Here is a 16,626-nt window from a genome sequence, read left to right as displayed (position 1 = left end):
ACCATTCGCACCGGAGTTAAACAGCTCAGAAAGGCTATGGGAGTGGATGCGGGAGCATGACTTATCAAACAAAGCATTTTCAGGTTATGAAAATATTGTAGATTGTTGCTGTGAAGCTTGGAATAACCTTTGCAGCGAAGCTGGTCGACTGTTCAGTCTGTGCTCCCGTGATTGGGCAGTTATACAGTAGTTAGAAAATTCAATTGGTATAATCATACATTCGATAGTATTGACTCCATGGCTGCTGCGTAGCATTCACATAAAAGCCGGCACCATGCCCAAAATCATACGCATATTCAGGATCATCCGGAACATGATCTCCCCTGGGACTGGTATCTGGTGCAACAATGGCAATTCCTAACTCTGAAGCTATACGTTGGGCTCCTGACTTCTGCATGAAGTTCTCATCCGTACAGGTCAGTCCAGACAACCAGTACAGAACGGGAACCGCTTTATTCTGGCTTTGAGGAGGCAGATAGATGGCAAAACGCATTTTGCAATTAAGGGCTTGTGAGTCGTGGGTATACTGCTTATGCCAGCCACCAAACAACTTATTGTTGCTGATATTCTCCAGAGACATAGAACTTGCTCAGTCAGGTCAGGCCTTACTGAAAAACAGCAAGGCCTAGGGGGGTGTTACCAACTGTACATACAACCAGCCACCCATTATTTGCGCCAGACAAGGCGCGAGCTGCGTAGTGTGGTACTCCACATGAGCAGTGAGCAACGCTGTATGGTGCAAATAATGGGTGGCCCTTCGGGTTGGTCATACAAGTACTCATGCCGTGTTGAACGACTTGAACAGGGAATCACCATGTCCTGCGCCGTTCGCCTTGCCTGAGTGCTTGTATGACCAACTGGTTGAGTGGCCAGTTGGTAACACCCACTAGGTAAACAGAAAATAAAGGTTGGTGGAATTATTGCTGGTAATGAATCACAGAACGAATACTTTCCCCTTTGTGCATCAGATCAAACGCTGTATTGATCTCCTCTAATGCCATGGTATGGGTGATAAAATCGTCAAGCCTGAAATCACCAGCCAGATATTGCTCAACAATGCCCGGCAGTTCAGAGCGCCCCTTAACCCCTCCAAATGCTGATCCACGCCATACACGTCCGGTAACCAGCTGGAATGGACGGGTGGATATTTCCTGACCAGCACCAGCCACACCAATGATTACCGACTCCCCCCAGCCTTTGTGACAGCATTCCAGTGCAGATCGCATGACATTCACATTACCGATACACTCAAATGAGAAGTCAACACCACCATCGGTCATTTCTACAATGACGTCCTGAACCGGCTGATCAAACAACTTCGGGTTGACACAGTCAGTCGCGCCCAGCTTTCTGGCAAGCTCAAATTTACTCTCATTAATATCAACACCAATGATCCTTCCGGCACCGGCCATTTTGGCACCAATGATAGCCGATAGACCAATACCGCCAAGACCAAAGACCGCAACTGTGTCCCCTGGCTGAACTTTTGCGGTCTTTAATACTGCGCCCATTCCAGTAGTAACCCCGCAGCCAAGAAGACAGACTTCTTCCAGCGGTGCATCACGGCTTACTTTTGCCAGTGAAATCTCTGGTAGCACCGTGTATTCAGAGAACGTTGAACAGCCCATATAGTGATAAATTGGCTGCCCATCCTTATAAAAACGTGTAGTGCCATCCGGCATCAAACCTTTGCCCTGTGTCTCACGGATTTTCTGGCACAGATTTGTTTTGCCTGAGCGACAGAACTTGCACTCCCCACACTCCGGCGTATAAAGCGGAATAACATGATCACCGACTGCCACACTGGTCACACCGGCACCCACTTGCTCTACAATGCCCCCACCCTCATGTCCCAGTATGGCAGGGAATACACCCTCTGGATCATCACCCGACAAGGTAAATGCATCAGTGTGGCAGACACCCGTGGCAACGATACGAACCAGAACCTCACCCGCTTTGGGTAACATCACATCGACTTCTTCGATTGACAGAGGTTGGCCTGCCCCCCAGGCAATGGCTGCTTTTGATTTAATAAATTGATCTGACATCGATATTCCTCAACACCGCTCATTCGTAGACCACTTCGGACAACCAAAATTGAGGTGGCCATGGGCAAATACATTTCCTGAACATTGTATTTATTCTCGAGACACCGATAATCCACCCAAATTGAAAATGATTTTTACCTGAGTGCAATAATGTCGTTACTGGAAGGTATTACCGAATTTGTAACCGTAGCTGAAACCAGCAGTTTCAAAACGGCAGGAAAACGCCTGAGTATCTCTACGGCTCAGGTCAGTCGACAGATCAATCAACTGGAAGCAAGACTGAAGACAAAGCTTTTCTACCGTACCACCCGGAAAGTATCAATGACCGAAGAAGGAGGAATTTTCTATCAGCACTGCCGACAGATTCTCAACAATCTTGAAGATGCGGAAAGGGCTATATCCAATCGGCAGGAAACACCACAGGGATTGATCAGGATGACGGCTCCGGTGGCTTATGGTGAGCAGTTCGTTATGCCCATTGTACTTGACTATATGAAAGTCCATCCGCAGGTGGAAGTCATCTGCGACCTGACCAACCAGATAGTTGATCTGGTTCATGGCGGGTACGACCTGGCCATCCGGTTAGGACATTTACCCGACTCATCAATGATGGCAAGGCAGTTATCAACACGAACACAGTATGTATGTGCCTCTCCCGGCTATATTGCCCGTTTTGGCGTCCCCCACACGCTCTCTGAACTTGGCCAGCACAATTGTCTGGTCGGCAACACACCGTACTGGCGGTTTATGGAAAATAACCGACATCGACTAGTCAAAGTCAGCGGAAACCTGCAATGCATCAGTGGATACTCATTGACTCAGGCCGCAAAACAGGGGATGGGAGTCATTCAATTACCCGGATATTATGTTGACTATGCCGTCAACTCTGGAGCACTTGCGGTTTTACTTGAGCAGTATTCCGAGCCAGAAGAAGGAATCTGGGCCCTTTACCCTCATAACCGGCAACTGTCCCCAAAAATACGAATGCTTGTTGACTTACTTGCCGAAAAATTACCATAGAGGCTATGGCTTTTTCATCCCTGATAACAAGCAAAACAATCAGGACTGTATTTCACTCCTTCAAAAGAAAAGGCCACCTGTCGGTGGCCTCTTGAGAGTTAAAACCAAGCTCAATTAATTATTCATTATCGAGAAGGATTTTTACCTTACCTCTCTCCTTCAGGCTGGCAAGATACTCATCAAAGATAACACGTCCATTACTGGCTGCTATAAACTGACCCAACCCTTTTAGCTGCTCAGGATTAGCGACAGCTTCACCAGGATAGATAGCGCTCAGGCCAATGACAGCATAATCACCATTTGCCAGACTGACTGAACGATAGGAGACACTGTTTCCGGGGTGAGGCATTTTAAACGCATCCTGCAGGAGCTGAGCAGGTACGCCTGGCATGTTCCTGCTGGTTTTAGGACTCTCAACCACATCCAGCTTCTGTTCGTCAGCTAACACCTTCAGCGCTGTTCCAGACTGCAAAGCAGTTACGATTTTTTCAGCACGGCTGGCCAGCTGTTCCTGTGCACGATTGTTCTTCAGGGTAGCAACAATAGACTCTTTCACATCAGCCAGAGGAATAAGCTCGGGTTTCTTGTGCTCCTTCACTCTGACAACAACCGCCTGTTCAGGTGTAACCTCTATCAGCTCACTATTAGCACCAAGATTCAATACATCATCACTGAAGGCTGCTGCAGATACTCGAGAATCAGCCGCAATACCCGATTCAGCACCATTTCGACCAAATAGCTCACTGGTCATTACCGTCAGCCCCAGCTGCTCGGCAGGCTGAGCCAGGTCAGAAGCCTCAAAGCTGATATCCGCAAGCTGTCTGGACTGCTCAATGAACACTGAGTCAACTTCATTCTGCTTAAGCGCCACTTCAAGATCTGCACGCATCTCATTCAGCGATGGCACATCCGCTTCATCACGGGAAGTCACTTTCAGGATCTGAATGCCAAAGTCAGTTTCAATGGGGTCAGAAACCTGACCAACATCCAAACCAGCGACGGTATTGTCAAAATCATCTCCAAAGAACCCAGGCTCCACAGCGCCCAGATCACCACCGTTCTCAGCGGTCATCGGGTCATCGGAATAGGACTTGGCTAACTCTGCAAAACTGGTTCCAGCCTGCAGTTTGGAGACAACGTCATTTGCCCGGACTTTTGCTTCATCAAGGGTCCGATCTTCACCAGTTTGGATCAGAATGACCGAAACATGGGCATTATTGCCAGACTGTTGCTTTAACTGCTCGATACGGTACTGGTATTCAGCTTCAATATCGTCATCAGAGACTTCGATACCTTTTGCAATATCGCCCTTATTCAGAACCACATAGTTAACAACAACCTGCTCAGGCGTCATAAACTGATTCGAATTCGACTCGTAGTAATTCGTAATCTCTTCATCAGAAGGCATGATTGCTTTACGAACCTGTTCCGCAGGCAGCACTATCCAGGCGAGGTCTCGAGTCTGACCTTCCAGACTCTGCAGACGTTTGAGTTCTTCTGTAGTAACAAATTCGGTATTTGCAACCCCTGCGCGCAATTGAAGTAAGAGCGTTTCTTCACGAATGGCATCGCGGAACTGCAAAGGTGTCATACCATAACTGCGAACCATCATTTGGAAACGGTCCGCATCAAAGCGACCGTTTTGCTGAAACTGCGGCATGGACACAATCAGTTTATCAATCTGCGCGCTGCCAATACCCATTTTCTGATCTTCAGCATTCTGAAGCAGCAGCTGACGATCGATCAGAGCCTCAAGAACTGAGCTTTGTAATAACTGGTCGTCCAGCATGGAGGGGTCAAACTGTCCGCCCATTTGCTGAATTAACACCCGCCTCTGCTGATCTACAGCCTGAGCCAACTCTGCCCGAGTTATATCCTTACCATTTACTGACGCCACTTCTGGGTTGTTGGGATTGGGCGCAAGCGTTTCCAGGCCAGTGATGGCCATCATAAAAGCGATGATGCCGACGACAACAAATGTCACCCAACTCTTCGCTTTGTCCCTCATCGATTGCAGCATAAAAACCTCAGGTACCAGGGCCGCTGAGACAGCAGAGAAAACCCCTTGTTCTTCACCCCCGGTGATGAAGACCGGGTTTTAAAAAAAAAGCGCATCATCGGATGCGCTTTCTGGTGAACCGGCAGACAGCTCCCCTGGAATAATTCATGTGGAACCCTGCCTTGTCCACCTGATGAAATAGAACCGATTAAAGCACTATAACAGTGAACCGTACCAGATCAGTTCACGGCATCCTTAAGAGCCTTACCAGCTTTGAAGCTTGGGATTCTGGCAGCGGCGATTTCAATCGGCTCACCAGTCTGTGGGTTACGACCGGTACGAGCGGCACGCTCTTTCACAGAAAATGTGCCAAAACCTACCAGAACAACCTGCTCACCATCTTTCAGTGCACCAGTGACAGAGTTAATCACGGCGTCCAGGGCTCGACCAGCGGCAGCCTTAGAAATATCTGCAGATGCAGCGATAGCATCAATAAGCTCGGACTTGTTCACTCTATTCCCCTTCTAAGTAGGATGCGTTTCAATCATTAACAGAGGATAGACACAGAAAGCGTGCTGGCAACTGAGTAATTTGCCGGTCTTCTGTCATCTACCCAATCAGGTGCGACCGATATGCTGCTGCATTTTCATGTGAAAAACAAGCATCATACAGGCACCTTCGTGCTTAATAGCCTGCCAACCAGCCAATTTGACCCATGACTACTGAAAATAATCACCAGAATTCATTTTGCCAATGAAAAACAGTCATATCGAACACTCAACGCGAACGATAACACCGAGGCAGTATGAAGTCTGATAATCTGCCGTCAAGCAAATTGTCTGACTATATTCAAGAAGTCTGGCGAGTAACCCGCTCACCCCCGGGATTACTGAATAAGAGACAGCAGTCCTGAAGGCTAATCAAATCGGGGAAGCAGAGTAATTCCTGCGTTTCCTGTCTGGAGGGTCATACGAAAGCAAATCACCGGTACAGCCTTAACCTGTTCGGTCATCCCGGTAAAAGAAGTCTACTTTTATCCGCACCAGCATAGAAGTTGTCTAGCACTTGAACTGACAACCCTTACGCTATGGCTTCGACCTAACTCCTGATCCGAAGTAGCGGCAATTTATACCAATCGTCCGACAGTCATGTCAACTGAAGAATCAACCGGAAAGCCCCGCCATTACTGAACGACCGCCCAATAAAGAGCGGCCATTCATATTCAATGATCAGTGAGTATTGACACGCTCATCATTTTTCTTGCCGGTTTTCTGTTCAGAATCGGCCACTTCCAGTGCTTTTTCTGGCAGGGCTTCAGGCATATATGACAGAGCCACTTCCAGAACTTCATCAATCCACTGAACAGGAATAATCTCCAGATCATCCTTGATATTGTCTGGAATCTCCTTGAGATCGCGGCGATTCTCTTCAGGGATCAGGACCTTCTTGATACCACCACGATGCGCTGCCAGAAGTTTCTCTTTCAGGCCTCCAATGGCAAGAACCTGTCCCCTGAGGGTAATTTCACCGGTCATGGCAACATCAGCGCGAACCGGAATCCCTGTCAAAATGGACACCAGGGCAGTACACATACCAATGCCTGCACTGGGACCATCTTTTGGCGTCGCGCCTTCAGGAACGTGAATGTGCAGATCGTTCTTCTGATGGAAATCAGGCTCAATCCCCATTGCTGCTGCACGGGAACGAACCACCGTCAGTGCTGCCTGAATCGACTCCTGCATTACATCCCCAAGAGAGCCGGTTTTGATAATCTGCCCCTTACCAGGAACCGCTACTGACTCAATGGTCAGCAACTCGCCACCAACCGATGTCCAGGCAAGGCCGGTCACCTGTCCGATCTGATCCTGCTCTTCAGCCCGCCCATAGGTGAACTTGCGCACCCCGAGAAAGTCTTCAAGCACTTCCGTGGTAACCGCATTCTTACGGTCCTTTTCTGACAGTGCTTCCTGTTTTACCGCCCGGCGACAGACCTTGGCAATTTCCCGCTCAAGCCCACGAACACCCGCTTCTTTTGTATAGTAGCGAATGATGTCCCTCACCGTATCGTCGTCAAAGGAAAGCTCCCCCTTACGAAGCCCACTGTGCTTGATTTGCTTGGGTATCAGATATCGCTTGGCAATATTGAGTTTCTCATCCTCGGTATAACCCGGAATACGGATCACTTCCATACGATCCAGTAAAGGCCCGGGAATATCCATTGAGTTGGATGTACAGACAAACATGACATCCGAAAGATCATAATCCACTTCCAGATAGTGATCATTGAATGAGTTGTTCTGCTCAGGATCCAGCACCTCAAGCAATGCAGAAGCCGGATCGCCACGCATATCAGAGCCCATTTTGTCGATCTCATCCAGCAGGATCAGCGGGTTTTTCACTTCAACCTTCGCCATCTTCTGAATCAGCTTACCCGGCATTGAGCCAATGTAAGTCCGACGATGACCGCGAATCTCCGCTTCATCGCGAACACCACCAAGTGCCATGCGGACAAACTTGCGATTCGTTGCTCTAGCCAGTGACTCGCCCAGTGACGTTTTACCAACGCCGGGAGGTCCTACCAGACAGAGAACGGGGCCTTTCAGTTTACGTACACGCTTCTGCACCGCGAGGTATTCCAGAATGCGTTCCTTAACTTCTTCCAGGCCATAGTGATCAGCCTCAAGAATATCCTGGGCGCGCTTCATGTCATGGCGAACTTTACTGCGTTTTTTCCAGGGAACACTGAGCATCCAGTCAATGTATCCCCTGACCACCGTAGCTTCTGCAGACATCGGTGACATCATTTTCAGCTTGGCCAGCTCAGCCAGCGTCTTTTCCCTGGCTTCCTGGGTCATACCCGCCTGATCAATTTTCGCCTTCAGCTCTTCCAACTCGTTAGGAGCATCATCCATATCCCCCAATTCTTTCTGAATGGCCTTCATCTGCTCATTCAGGTAATACTCTCGCTGGCTGCGTTCCATCTGCTTTTTAACGCGACCACGGATTTTCTTTTCTACCTGCAGAAAATCCATCTCACCCTGCATAATACCAATCAGATACTCCAACCGGTCTCCCAGGTCATCGATCTCAAGCATCTTTTGCTTGTCTTCGATCTTCATTGGCATGTGTGCACTGATGGTATCCACCAGCTTGGCGGGATCCTTGATACCGGATAATGAACTGAGCACCTCATTTGGTACTTTTTTACTTAGCTGAACGTACTGCTCAAACTGAGACATCACAGAACGAACCAGCAGCTCACCTTCCCGGTCACTGATCTGCTCTGACAGCTGCTCATGAACTTGCGCCTTAACCAGCCCATCATCTTCATAGATCGAGTCAATCGTTACTCTAGTCTCACCTTCAACCAGAACTTTTACCGTTCCGTCTGGTAACTTCAGCAATTGCAGAATACTGGCAACAGTGCCCACAGAAAACAGATCTTCCACCTGAGGGTCATCGGTCTGCGCACTTTTCTGAGCTACCAGCAGAATTCTCTTATCGCCTGACATTGCCAGGTCCAGTGCCTGGATGGATTTTTCCCGACCAACAAACAGTGGGATCACCATATGCGGATAGACCACCACATCACGGAGGGGCAACAACGGCAGCTCATAGTGCTCTGATGGTTGCAGGGTATCTTTATTATCCATAGCTCAGCCCCTATATGTTCAATATCAATAAAGCCTGCCATCTGCCAGCCTGTTGACTGACTAAAAAATAGAAAATTGAAAACCTGGCAGGTATTCAGGACACGATCTATTACGTGCTTAATACATGGTCAGCCCACAGCAGAAAACACCTGAAATACAGTCTCAAGCATCTGTAAAACTGGCCATAGTCTCTAAGATGGGGCTTTTCCAGCTAAATTACAATAGCCACGTCTTTTCGTCCCCTGAAAACCGATAAAGTTCCATGCAAAACAGGTTATTACACAACCAGAAAAATCTTGCTTGATGGCAAGTCTATGAATACATGGCAGGCTTAAGAAATAATACGGACCGTATAAACGACAAAAGAAGTCTAGAAATTTATTAACATGCACTTTAGTTCAAACATAACCGTATGCAGAGCAGCTACTCGCCAGTTTTCAAGTCTGGGAAAAAGAGCCTTGTAACATCAAGAACTTGCAAAACATCGGCTTTCAGGTAACATACGAGTCATTCGGAAGAGACGTCGCATCGACTCTTCAGGAGAGTCGGAGCGTAGCGCAGCCTGGTAGCGCACCACAATGGGGTTGTGGGGGTCGGAGGTTCAAATCCTCTCGCTCCGACCAGATCAAACACACCTATCTTTTAGATTTAACTGCCTATCTTCTTACACCCAAATTCCCATAATTAGAAAATATCCAACTGATCAGTCTGGCTATCAATATTTAATGGATACCATTCGGGTAAGTCCTGAAAGCTGTCATGAAACGACTCAGCCAGGAAAGGAACCTCGCGATTACTTGGGCTATGCATAAAAAAGTAAGGCTGTTTTCCTTCTGATACCCACTCCCTCAGCTTATGTTTCCAGGGCACAAGATACTGCTCATCACAGGCCATATCCCCCAGACCAATAAAACGTATTAATGGACGCTGTCCGGTAGCAATCGCATGAACCGGAAGACGGGGCTTTTTAGCTTGAGCATCACGCTCTGCTTCATTTCGCGCAGGCCTACTGAAGAGAGATCGACTATCAAAACAGACACGATCAACAGCCAGCTCCATTAGTAACCGATTGAGATAGCGCTCTTCATTACCTTTGGCAAAAAAAGCGGGATGACGAACCTCAACAGCATAACAATAATGTTCTGGCAATGACCGTAAAAAACGTTCGAGTTCAGTAAATCTGGAAGGGCCAAATGAAGCTGGCAGCTGTATCATAAAAGGACCAAGGGAGTCCTTCAACACATCGAGTCGCTCAAAAAACTGTTCAAGCACATCACTATTGTATAACTGCCCGGTATGAGTGACTTCTTTAGGCAATTTGAAACAGAAACGGAAACCGGGGTTCAATTGAGATTTCCAGCCTGCAACGGTTTCTTGACTGGGTAATGCATAAAAGGTGGTATTCCCCTCGACCGTATTAAAAGCATTACTGTAATGACTCAGAAAGTCCTTACTGGAGGTATTCCGGGGAAATAAGCCTCCCAACCAGTCCCGGTTGCTCCACATGGGCAATCCAAGAAAATAGGGAGGTTGTGACATCACTCATGAATCTCCGCTCAGATTTCAACCTTTTTGCGGCCTGCCAGTGCATGAGCCAGGGTGCCACCATCCACAAACTCGAGCTCCCCTCCCAGGGGAACTCCATGGGCAATGCGAGTAGCCGTCACACCGAGAAATTTCAGCTCTTCAGCAATATAGTGAGCCGTAGCCTCTCCTTCAACGGTAGGATTGGTGGCAAGAATCACTTCGTCAACCTGATTTTCTGTCACCGTTTTCAGCAAATGTTCAATACCAATATCTTCTGGCCCGATACCATCAATAGGCGACAAATGTCCCATCAACACAAAATATCGTCCCGAGAAACCACCTGCCTGCTCAAAAGCCATAACGTCCGAAGGGTTCTCGACAATACATAAAAGCTTTTCATCTCTACCAGAATTGGCACAGATCTGACAGACAGGTTCTTCAGTGAGCGTACGACAATGCCGGCATCGCCCTACCCCTTCGGCAGCCTGCTTGAGAGCAGCAGACAGGCGCACGGCCCCATCACGATCCCTTTCCAGCAGGTGCAATGCCATTCGCTGAGCCGAACGCGGCCCCACTCCTGGCAGAGAGCGCAAAGACTCCATCAATTCCCTGATCATGGGGCTGAACATAAACGAAACCTGAATAAAAATGACAAACCTGCCCGGCACCCATTATTTCTATACACCATAATTAAGAGTGTCGGGCGCAAGGAGTTTAGAATGGTAATTTCATACCGGCTGGAAGGCCAAGTCCTGAGGTAAGCTCTCCCATCTTTTCCTTGCTGTTCTCTTCCACCTTACGAACTGCATCATTTACAGCAGCGGCCAGCAGATCTTCCAGCATCTCCTTATCTTCTTCAAACAGACTTGGATCAATCTCTACTTTACGAACATCATGACGACCGGTCATGATCACCTTAACCAGGCCGGCACCGGCTTCGCCAGTTACTTCTGCATTGGCCAACTCCTCCTGGAGTTTCTGCATATCTTCCTGCATTTTCTGGGCCTGCTTCATCAGATTGCCCATGCCACCTTTAAACATATTGACCTCTGCACAAAAAACACCAGAGAAGAACCACCAGAACTCACCGGTAATTCTGCCCAGGCTTTTTACTTGATGATATTACCTACTGGCTGAATCGAGTCATCCAGCACCATGGCAGAAAAGGTTTCAACCAGCCCCTGCACCCTGGCATCTGAATAAATACTCTCTCTCGCTTCCTGAAGACGTTCAGCGATTTTTCGCTCACGCCAGGCTGAAGGAGTTTCATGAACAATACGACCAGTGTCAATTGACAGTTTAACGGACTGCTCAAAATAATCACACAGCGCCTTTTCAATGCGCTGTCGATGAGTATCGTTGTAGAGCGTGCTACGCTCCTCATCAAGACGTAACTGAACAATACCCTGTTCACTCTCAACAAACTCGCAGTGGGAACCAATGGTCCCGGTCACCCCTCCAAGGGGAAGGCCGCGAAAAACCTGAATCCAGCTCACAGCATCCATTTGCGTGAATGCCACCCGGTCTTCTTTTGCAGGCAACTCCACTACTGCTCTGACCGGTGCTTCTGGTGGAACACTTAGCGACTCAGCAGCCACCTGAAGATTCAGAGACTGATCAGCCAGGGCACTCTCAGCACTTACAGTTTCCTGATGATCGGCTCCGGAAGTCCAGTGCACCTGCATATCATCCAGTGAAGGGCCGGCATTATAAGCTTGATCCTCATATACCGGCGGCTCTAAGGCAGCCTGATCATAAGCTGACAATGGAACAGCCTCCAGAATCGGTGGCGCATCTTCAGCAACCACAGCCTGAGGAGCTACTGCCTGAGGAGCTACTTTTTCAGGTAAGGGCTTCGGCTGCTCTTCAGTAACCGCTGGAGGTTCAAAAGTATCCGTTTTTTCACTGGCCCGAGGTGACAGCACTTCTGCCACATCCGCTTCGTGAACGACAACAGGAGCATCGACTTGTTGAGCAGCAGGCTCAGGCTCCGGATCAGAGGCACCTTCCTCATTAGAGGTGCTGTTGTAAGATGCATGGCCTTCAGAGAATGACGTGCGTTCAGACGATGTAGAAGCAGCATTATTTGCCGGCAGTTCAGTAACCGTCGCCACATCGTGTTTTGCACTGGAAATATTAAGAGGCCTGCCACCCGCTGGCGCACCATCGGGTCTGAATGCCAGCATACGCAGCAGGGCCATTTCAAAGCCACCACGAGGATCTGGCGCAAGGGGCAGATCTTTCTTGCCCACAAGACCAATCTGGTAATAAAGCTGAACATCTTCTGCCGTCATTGACGAGGCCAGTTCAATAACCTGCTCGCGATCTCCCTGACTGTTATCAACGGCATCCGGCACAGCCTGGGCAATAGCCACCCGGTGTAACAGGGACAGCATGTCATCAAGTACCGCCAGGTAATCCGGCGAATGCTCCGCCAGAGACGAAACAGAACCCAGGATATGGGCCGCATTGGCCGTCGACAGCGCCATCACCATTTTCATCACCTGCCCCTGGTCTATGGTACCCAGCATGGCGCCTACTTCGGCCTCGCTGACCCGACCATTACCAAAGGCAATGGCCTGATCCGTCAGACTCAGGGCATCACGCATACTGCCATCTGCAGCACGAGCCAGCTGCCACAGGGCCGCTACTTCACAGGGAATCTGTTCCTGGCCGAGGATATTTTCCAGATGACCGACAATCCGTTCCGGCGTCATATTCTTCAGACTGAACTGAAGGCAGCGTGACAAGATCGTCACTGGCAGTTTCTGAGGATCGGTGGTTGCCAGCAGGAATTTCACATGGGGAGGAGGTTCTTCCAGCGTTTTCAATAATGCATTGAAACTATGAGCCGAGAGCATGTGTACCTCATCAATCAGATACACCTTATAACGCCCGCGGGTTGGCGCATACTGAACATTATCCAGCAGCTCCCGGGTATCCTCCACCTTGGTTCTGGAGGCCGCATCCACTTCAATCAGGTCAACAAACCGACCATCATCAATCTCTTTACAGGCCGAACACTGGCCACAGGGGATTGAGCTGACACCCTGTTCACAATTCAGGCACTTGGCAAAAATACGGGCAATGGTGGTCTTACCGACACCCCGTGTACCGGTAAACAGGTAAGCATGGTGAAGACGATCCTGATCCAGGGCATTAACCAGTGCCTGAAGAACATGAGACTGCCCTACCAGCTCTTTAAAAGAACGGGGTCGCCATTTGCGTGCAAGAACCTGATAGCTCATTGAGTAGCGTCAATACCTGATGTCAGAATTAGAACAGCCTTGAGCGGCTTTTCACAATTAAAGAGTACCTATGCTAACCAAGAAGCCTTAAAATTGCACGATCAGGAAGTGGTTGAACTGAACTTGGAAGGAAAAATGCGGAGAACCCGAAAATAATGGAGGCGAACCCTGCCAGCCACACCCCGGCACATAATGTCACTACTACCGTTGCTCCCTTCCGGGCCTGGCGGGGTTCGTAGCTGATTATTGCGGGGGGACCGGCAAGGTCCACCATAGAGACCAGGACATCGCGTCCCGATGCAGCGCATTCTCCATAAAACCCGACCTGACGTCAACTGCCAGCGTGCATCTGACTTACATTTTGTTCAGTACCGGATTTGGTTAATACTGAATAAAAAATCATTATGATCCCGGATGTCACCATATTGCAGGATTGGCAGCTGGTAACACCTCCTAATTCAAAAGAGCCATAGTGCCCAACACGGCAAATAACAGCGCAGCGCCACGGCGAATCCATTGCAGCGGCAATCTTTCTGCCAGCTTCTCACCAAAGAAAACCACAGGAATATTGGCCAGCAGCATGCCAAGTGTTGTACCAAGAATCACCATGCTGGTTGCCGAATACTCCGCAGCCAGAAGCACTGTCGCCACCTGAGTCTTGTCGCCAATTTCAGCCACAAAAAACAGAACCAGCGTCGTCAGAAAAACACCATAGCCATTCATTGAGCCATCATTGTCATCCAGCTTATCAGGTATCAGGGTCCATGCAGCAACAGCAAAAAAGGAAACAGCAATAAGATATTGAAGAATATCAGGAGAGACCCAGCCTACTACCCAACTGCCAAACCAGGCGGCAACAGCATGATTCAACAGAGTGGCCAGCAAAATAGCCAGAGAGATCAACCAGGGAGCACGAAACCGGAGCGCCAGCATCAGAGAAAGCAGCTGCGTTTTGTCACCAATTTCGGCGAGAAAAACAACAAATGAGGAAAGGAAAAGGGTTTCCATAACAAGTCCAGGCGGGAGTAAAACACAGTGGCACAGCCAATCTCCCGCCACGAGGATCAGCTATACCACAGGTCTTGCCAGACACGTCCAAATAATGGACTTGTGTCGTTGTCGCCATGAGCAATGAGGCCCAATTATGTTGACGACAACCTCTGAACAATCAGCTCAGAGAGACTACTCCCCCGGGTGGGTGGAAACATACAGAGGTAAAAATGAAAAATCAAACCCGATTAACCGGACATCAGGCAGCACTGAGTTGATAACCAAACGTTTTTTTCAACAGCTCAATATAGTCCTCATCACGGCACAGTGTCTTGCCCGGACTGTCTGAAAGCTTGGCAACTGGCGCCCCATTCAGCTCCGTTAATTTCAGGACAATATTAGGTGCCTTAAAGCCCATATCATTGGTGAGATAGGTACCAATTCCGAAGCTGACATTGATTTTACCGGCAAACCACTGATGAATGGCCAACGCTTTATCGAAGTTGAGCTTGTCACTGAACACCAGGCTTTTGGTGCGTGGATCAATACCCAATCGGCGATAATGATCAATTGCCAGCTCTCCCCATACAAAAGGGTCACCGGAGTCATGCCGCATCCCCTGATAGGCCCTGGCCAGCTCAACGTCAAAGTCCTTCAGAAAGGCTTCCATACTGATCGTGTCAGTGAGTGCGATACCAAGCTGACCTTTGTATTCCTCAAGCCAGACCTTTAAGGCATCTTTCTGACTGCTCCGCAGACTCTTGCCTAAAACCTGATGGGACTGCAGCCATTCATGCGCCATGGTTCCTACCGGTTGCAACCCAATCGTTCTTGCCAGATTCAGGTTGCTGGTACCCATAAAGTTATCCGGCAACCGATGCTTCAGGCTCTCCACCACATGGTAATGCCAGTCCCTGGAAAACCGCCGACGTGTACCAAAGTCGACCAGTGTAAATCCACTATTGTCAGGAAGCTGATCCAGCTTCTCATCAAGGCGATGCTGGCCTTGAGCAATAACATCATCCTGCTCCCCATGACCGTAAAAGCTGTGACCATGAAGCTCACTGATAATTGCCAGCAGAAAAATTTCGAAGTGAGTAATTTCACTCCACAACCCTTCGATAACTAACGACAATTGCCCCTGGCTCTGCTCAATCTTCACCGCACCAGGCTCAAGCCTGAAACGCTCAAGGTAGTCAATGAAATCCTCAGCGATAAATGGCAGAGTCAACAGCCACTCAAGCTCCTCTGAACCCAGGCGAAGGTCACCCAGAAATTCGCACTGCCTTTTCAGCTGCTTTTTAGAGACCGCTAACGGGCTGTCATTCCGGCAATGAAACTCCATGCGAGCCCAGGCATCTGGGTAGCGATGCACCATCGATTGCTGCATGGTGTATTTATACAGATCGGTATCGAGAAGAGTGGGAATGATCGGGCTATCCATACACCTTTCCTTCAGATAGCACAGACATCACTGACAGCATCAGCAATGGTCAGGTCACTGGAACTTTCTATCAGAATAATACCGGCAGCTTCCATCTCAACCACGGCATCTGCAACCGATGATTCTGCCAGGCCACGAGTAGCTGCACGATTGACATACACCTGAAAACCCGCTTGTTGCAGCTGTAGAGCGGTGGTTTTCACACAGAAATCAAACGCCAGGCCACCGACCAATACGGTGGTAACGCCTTTATTCTTTAAAAATTCAATAACCCCCGTACTCAGTCTCTCTTCAAGATCATGGAAACAGGCACCATAAGGGTGAATGTCAGTCTCTACCCCTTTCCAGACAAAATAATCATAACCCGTAACATCAGGCAGCCCATCCACCAGCTCAAAACCTGTTGTCCCTGGTACCGCATGTCGATTCCAGCGAAGGTCAACATTTTTATGGCCAGTTACCGGCGTCAACTGGGGGTGTTCTTCCGTAGCCACCCATACCGCATTGGCCGGATGAGCATCCTTGGAGCCCACTCGAACACCAGCCAGCTGAGCCTGATGATTCAGCTCCTCAGCAATCTGGTGACCTTCCGGAACCGGCAATTCATCCCGGCAAAGCGGGGTGAAACACTTCTGGGCATCCACATCAAAAGCGGCGACGGCCTCCCTCGACCCAATGGAGTACATTATTTTCACCG

13 protein-coding genes, 1 tRNA gene, 1 other RNA gene, 2 pseudogenes and 1 riboswitch are annotated in these 16,626 nt (G+C 49.0%); of the genes and pseudogenes, 4 read left to right on the top strand and 13 right to left on the bottom strand.

Going from position 1 to position 16,626, the window contains the following annotated elements; all coding sequences use genetic code 11:
- A pseudogene (locus AK963_RS35160) lies at positions 1 to 190 on the top strand (IS630 family transposase); the annotation flags it as partial.
- An 18-nt stretch (positions 191 to 208) separates the two neighbouring features.
- On the opposite strand, the pseudogene AK963_RS07135 reads toward AK963_RS35160, so the two are convergent.
- Positions 209 to 580: pseudogene (locus AK963_RS07135) on the bottom strand (alpha/beta hydrolase-fold protein); the annotation flags it as partial.
- Between the two features lie 132 nt (positions 581 to 712).
- Here AK963_RS07135 and AK963_RS36575 point away from each other — a divergent pair.
- Entirely contained in the window at positions 713 to 841 is a 129-nt protein-coding gene (locus AK963_RS36575; protein WP_274520501.1) for a hypothetical protein, read from the top strand.
- Between the two features lie 76 nt (positions 842 to 917).
- Here AK963_RS36575 and AK963_RS07130 read toward each other — a convergent pair whose 3' ends face one another.
- On the bottom strand, positions 918 to 2,048 hold the full coding sequence (locus tag AK963_RS07130; RefSeq protein ID WP_066014766.1) for an S-(hydroxymethyl)glutathione dehydrogenase/class III alcohol dehydrogenase: 1,131 nt from the start codon (positions 2,046 to 2,048) through the stop codon (positions 918 to 920).
- A 150-nt stretch (positions 2,049 to 2,198) separates the two neighbouring features.
- Between AK963_RS07130 and AK963_RS07125 the strand changes: the two genes are divergently transcribed.
- Positions 2,199 to 3,068, top strand: a complete 870-nt coding sequence (locus AK963_RS07125) for a LysR family transcriptional regulator (protein ID WP_066014765.1) — start codon at positions 2,199 to 2,201, stop codon at positions 3,066 to 3,068.
- Between the two features lie 118 nt (positions 3,069 to 3,186).
- Here the strand turns inward: AK963_RS07125 and AK963_RS07120 are convergent, their stop codons facing one another.
- The 3 genes from AK963_RS07120 to lon form a co-directional block, all read right to left on the bottom strand.
- On the bottom strand, positions 3,187 to 5,088 hold the full coding sequence (locus AK963_RS07120; protein ID WP_066014764.1) for a SurA N-terminal domain-containing protein: 1,902 nt from the start codon (positions 5,086 to 5,088) through the stop codon (positions 3,187 to 3,189).
- Positions 5,089 to 5,306: 218 nt separating this feature from the next.
- Positions 5,307 to 5,579: a nucleoid-associated protein HU-beta gene (gene hupB, locus AK963_RS07115; protein WP_020583377.1), complete on the bottom strand. Its 273-nt coding sequence runs from the start codon at positions 5,577 to 5,579 to the stop codon at positions 5,307 to 5,309.
- Between the two features lie 717 nt (positions 5,580 to 6,296).
- Positions 6,297 to 8,720 carry an endopeptidase La gene (gene lon, locus AK963_RS07110; protein ID WP_066014763.1) on the bottom strand — a complete coding sequence of 808 codons (2,424 nt, stop codon included), beginning with the start codon at positions 8,718 to 8,720 and terminating at the stop codon, positions 6,297 to 6,299.
- 546 nt (positions 8,721 to 9,266) lie between these two features.
- Here lon and AK963_RS07105 point away from each other — a divergent pair.
- Positions 9,267 to 9,343: transfer RNA gene (locus AK963_RS07105), tRNA-Pro, on the top strand.
- A gap of 61 nt (positions 9,344 to 9,404) precedes the next feature.
- On the opposite strand, the gene AK963_RS07100 is transcribed toward AK963_RS07105, so the two are convergent.
- The 8 genes from AK963_RS07100 to AK963_RS07065 form a co-directional block, all read right to left on the bottom strand.
- On the bottom strand, positions 9,405 to 10,259 hold the full coding sequence (locus AK963_RS07100) for a DUF72 domain-containing protein (RefSeq protein ID WP_066014762.1): 855 nt from the start codon (positions 10,257 to 10,259) through the stop codon (positions 9,405 to 9,407).
- Positions 10,260 to 10,276: 17 nt separating this feature from the next.
- Positions 10,277 to 10,876, bottom strand: coding sequence for a recombination mediator RecR (gene recR, locus AK963_RS07095; RefSeq protein WP_066014761.1), 600 nt, complete (start codon positions 10,874 to 10,876; stop codon positions 10,277 to 10,279).
- 85 nt (positions 10,877 to 10,961) lie between these two features.
- On the bottom strand, positions 10,962 to 11,288 hold the full coding sequence (locus tag AK963_RS07090; protein WP_066014760.1) for a YbaB/EbfC family nucleoid-associated protein: 327 nt from the start codon (positions 11,286 to 11,288) through the stop codon (positions 10,962 to 10,964).
- Positions 11,289 to 11,356: 68 nt separating this feature from the next.
- Positions 11,357 to 13,495, bottom strand: coding sequence for a DNA polymerase III subunit gamma/tau (gene dnaX / locus AK963_RS07085; protein ID WP_066014759.1), 2,139 nt, complete (start codon positions 13,493 to 13,495; stop codon positions 11,357 to 11,359).
- A gap of 166 nt (positions 13,496 to 13,661) precedes the next feature.
- An RNA gene (ffs, locus tag AK963_RS07080) (signal recognition particle sRNA small type) lies at positions 13,662 to 13,758 on the bottom strand.
- A gap of 190 nt (positions 13,759 to 13,948) precedes the next feature.
- The gene (locus tag AK963_RS07075) at positions 13,949 to 14,503 is read right to left on the bottom strand and encodes a TMEM165/GDT1 family protein (protein ID WP_066014758.1); all 555 of its coding nucleotides are present in this window, start codon (positions 14,501 to 14,503) and stop codon (positions 13,949 to 13,951) included.
- Between the two features lie 9 nt (positions 14,504 to 14,512).
- Positions 14,513 to 14,693: riboswitch (yybP-ykoY riboswitch) on the bottom strand.
- A gap of 51 nt (positions 14,694 to 14,744) precedes the next feature.
- On the bottom strand, positions 14,745 to 15,929 hold the full coding sequence (gene pncB / locus AK963_RS07070) for a nicotinate phosphoribosyltransferase (RefSeq protein ID WP_066014757.1): 1,185 nt from the start codon (positions 15,927 to 15,929) through the stop codon (positions 14,745 to 14,747).
- Positions 15,930 to 15,940: 11 nt separating this feature from the next.
- Positions 15,941 to 16,615 carry an isochorismatase family protein gene (locus tag AK963_RS07065; RefSeq protein WP_066014756.1) on the bottom strand — a complete coding sequence of 225 codons (675 nt, stop codon included), beginning with the start codon at positions 16,613 to 16,615 and terminating at the stop codon, positions 15,941 to 15,943.
- Positions 16,616 to 16,626: the final 11 nt, after the last annotated feature.

The organism is Endozoicomonas atrinae (assembly GCF_001647025.1).
Taxonomy (GTDB): Bacteria; Pseudomonadota; Gammaproteobacteria; order Pseudomonadales; family Endozoicomonadaceae; genus Endozoicomonas; species Endozoicomonas atrinae.
This window is presented reverse-complemented; position numbering and strand designations above follow the sequence as displayed.

Bases quoted from the DNA above. Each gene is read 5' to 3' on its own strand.
- AK963_RS07090 (WP_066014760.1), bottom strand. From the start codon at position 11,288: ATGTTTAAAGGTGGCATGGGCAATCTGATGAAGCAGGCCCAGAAAATG.
- AK963_RS07075 (WP_066014758.1), bottom strand. From the start codon at position 14,503: ATGGAAACCCTTTTCCTTTCCTCATTTGTTGTTTTTCTCGCCGAAATT.
- AK963_RS07120 (WP_066014764.1), bottom strand. From the start codon at position 5,088: ATGCTGCAATCGATGAGGGACAAAGCGAAGAGTTGGGTGACATTTGTT.
- pncB (WP_066014757.1), bottom strand. From the start codon at position 15,929: ATGGATAGCCCGATCATTCCCACTCTTCTCGATACCGATCTGTATAAA.
- recR (WP_066014761.1), bottom strand. From the start codon at position 10,876: ATGTTCAGCCCCATGATCAGGGAATTGATGGAGTCTTTGCGCTCTCTG.
- AK963_RS07100 (WP_066014762.1), bottom strand. From the start codon at position 10,259: ATGTCACAACCTCCCTATTTTCTTGGATTGCCCATGTGGAGCAACCGG.
- AK963_RS07130 (WP_066014766.1), bottom strand. From the start codon at position 2,048: ATGTCAGATCAATTTATTAAATCAAAAGCAGCCATTGCCTGGGGGGCA.
- AK963_RS07125 (WP_066014765.1), top strand. From the start codon at position 2,199: ATGTCGTTACTGGAAGGTATTACCGAATTTGTAACCGTAGCTGAAACC.
- AK963_RS36575 (WP_274520501.1), top strand. From the start codon at position 713: ATGAGCAGTGAGCAACGCTGTATGGTGCAAATAATGGGTGGCCCTTCG.
- dnaX (WP_066014759.1), bottom strand. From the start codon at position 13,495: ATGAGCTATCAGGTTCTTGCACGCAAATGGCGACCCCGTTCTTTTAAA.
- AK963_RS07065 (WP_066014756.1), bottom strand. From the start codon at position 16,615: ATGTACTCCATTGGGTCGAGGGAGGCCGTCGCCGCTTTTGATGTGGAT.
- lon (WP_066014763.1), bottom strand. From the start codon at position 8,720: ATGGATAATAAAGATACCCTGCAACCATCAGAGCACTATGAGCTGCCG.